This window comes from Gelidibacter algens, assembly GCF_001678675.1.
GTDB lineage: Bacteria > Bacteroidota > Bacteroidia > Flavobacteriales > Flavobacteriaceae > Gelidibacter > Gelidibacter algens.
The window spans coordinates 1-2800 of record NZ_LZRN01000100.1 but is presented as its reverse complement, the minus strand read 5'-3'; the positions used below and the strand labels follow the sequence as shown (position 1 = coordinate 2800).

Sequence of the window (2800 nt, the reverse complement as noted above, 5' to 3'; positions counted from 1 at the left end):
TGGATACTTCGGTTCGATTTGTGCCAGTGATTTCGGTTTCATAGTGCCAGGCATTTCGGTTCAAACTGTGCCACTTTTGCCTGTGTGGTAAAAGTCTATATCGGTTCGATTTGTGCCACAGTTCGACCTCGCTCACCGCAGCGCTTTGAAAGATCAAGTAATAATTACCTTGTCGCCAAAAAACGTGCGATATGGCCAACACACTTGATCCAATGGACTTAAAACAAATCATTTCCCTGCACCTAGATGGGTTCAGCAACCGTAAAATAGGCGCTACCCTGGGGATATCCCGCAACACGGTAAACAATTATATGCAGCTGTTCAAGGCCAGTGACCGTTCCCCTGAGGAACTGTTGGCCCGCGACAATGCTGCCCTGGAGGCACTCTTTCCTTCCAGTACCACGATAGCCAATCCCCGTTACGGTGAGCTAATGCTGTATTTTGACGGGATCAACAAAGCCCGGAACCATCCCGGTTTTACCTTTCTGTTCCACTACCAGGAATATGTGCAACATGCCAAAGAACCCTATAGTTATACCCAGTTCATGGAGCATTACAACCGTAAATACTCAAAGGTCAGGGGATCAATGAAACTGGAGCACGATCCGGGCAATGAGATGTATGTGGACTATGCGGGCAAGAAGCTGCAGATCGTGGACCGGGCCACCGGGGAGCTCATTGCGGTGGAGGTCTTTGTGGCCATCCTGCCCAACAGCCAGTACACCTATGTGGAAGCCTGCCATAGCCAAAAGAGAGCCGATCTTATCACATGCTGTGGCCATGCCCTGGAGTTTTATGGCGGGGTGCCCAAGGCCATCGTCTCCGATAATCTAAAGTCGGCCGTAACCCGTGCCAGTCGTTATGAGGCGGATATCAACCGCAGTTTTAAGGACTTTGCCAGGCACTACAACTGTGTGATCAACCCGACCCGTGGATACTCCCCGCAGGACAAGGCCCTTGTAGAGAATGCTGTCCATCTTGCCTATCAGCGCATCTATTATCCCTTGCGCAATATGACCTTCTTCTCCCTAAGCGAGCTCAACAAAGAGATCCGCAAGCTGTTGACAGCCTATAACAATCTACTGTTCAAAAGGAAACAGGCCAGCCGTCTGGAGCTCTTCCAGTCCATAGAAAAAGGCCATTTAAAATCACTTCCACTAAGTCCCTACCAGCTCAAGGACTATTGCCGTGCAAAGGTGCAGAAGATGGGATATGTGTACTTCTCGCCAGATAAAAGTTATTATAGCGTACCCTACCGCTACATCGGCAAGCAGACCCAGATCCATTATACCGCCACGACTGTGGAAGTGTATTACAACCATCAGCGGATAGCCCTGCACCAGCGTAATCCCAGTAAGGGAAACTACAACACAAATCGTGACCACCTGAGCAGTACCCACAAATATTATGTGGACTGGAGCCCTGAATTTTTTAAAAAGAAAGCTGCCCTGCACGGGGAAAATGTAGTGGCCTGTATTGATACCATCATTGCCTCGGGAGATTACCCCGAGATCGGTTACAAGCGTGCCATGGGACTTATCCAGTTGCACAGAGCCTTTGGCTCACAACGCTTGGACAGCGCATGCAAAAGGGCCATACAGGCAGATGCGGTCGCATACCAGCGCATCAAGAATATCCTGAAAAACAACCTGGACCGGTCTTCCCTGTTCTACCAAGATCTAGAACAAGACAAACCTCATATCCCCGTACATGAGAATCTCCGGGGAGCTTCGGCCTATCAATAAATATGTAACCAATAAACTCTATAATTATGAACAACAATCAAACCGTTGAAAAACTAAAACAAATGCGCCTAGGTGCCATGGCAGACTTACACCTGCTGCATATCAAGGAAAATCGCACACCGGATCTTACGGCCGATGAATACTTGGCATTGCTCACGGACCATCAGTGGGAGGACCATAAGGATCGAAAGATCCAAAGGCTCCTCAAGCAGGCATCCTTCCGTGGACAGGCCGATCTGGCGGAAGTGGACTACGCCCAACAGCGCAATCTGGACAGGAACATGTTCCTGCGTCTGGGCTGTCTGGATTTTATGAAACGAAAAGAGAATATTATTATGACCGGTGCCTCCGGAGTTGGAAAAAGTTATCTGGCCCAGGCCCTGGGGCACCAGGCGTGCATGATGGAATATCGCACCATCTATGCCAACACGGCCCGTTTATTAAAAAGACTGAAGCTCAGCAAGGCCGATGGAACCTATCTAAAAGAACTGGCAAAGCTCCTAAAGGCAGATCTGCTTATCCTGGATGACTTTGGTCTGCAAGGTTTTGACAACCATGCAAGAGAATCACTTATGGATATAATCGATGACCGTTACAACCGATCCTCCACCATCATCTTATCTCAAATACCAGTCTCCGCCTGGTATGACATCATTGGAGAAGGAACCATAGCTGATGCAATCCTGGACAGGATCGTAAACTCATCCCACAGGATCGACCTCAAAGGGGAATCCTTAAGAAAGGGAGCTTTAAAGAACGAATAACAATAATTTTTTATATAATTGCAAGATCTTTCAAAGTGGCACGGTTTGACCGAAACAGGTGGCACCATCACTCCGAAATAGCCACTGCTTTAGAAGATTGTCTACTTTGATCAATTTTTTATAAAAATTTGTAATAAAAAAACCCCCAACAAAAGTTGAAGGTTTTAGAGGCATCAAGCGTCCCGACGCATCGGGAGAACTGCTGTAGAAGATTGTCTACTTTAATCAATTTTTTATAAAAATTGGAAATAAAAAACCCTCAACAAAAGTTGAAGGTTTTAGGGGCATCAA

Annotated in this window: 2 protein-coding genes; both read left to right on the top strand. The window is 47.2% G+C overall.

Annotated elements, in window-relative coordinates:
• The first annotated feature begins 191 nt into the window (after nt 1-191).
• The gene (istA, locus tag A9996_RS19160) at nt 192-1745 is read left to right on the top strand and encodes an IS21 family transposase (protein WP_066431889.1); all 1554 of its coding nucleotides are present in this window, start codon (nt 192-194) and stop codon (nt 1743-1745) included.
• A 26-nt stretch (nt 1746-1771) separates the two neighbouring features.
• A complete protein-coding gene (istB, locus tag A9996_RS19155; protein ID WP_066431887.1) occupies nt 1772-2509 on the top strand; it encodes an IS21-like element helper ATPase IstB in 738 nt (245 codons plus the stop codon).
• Nucleotides 2510-2800: the final 291 nt, after the last annotated feature.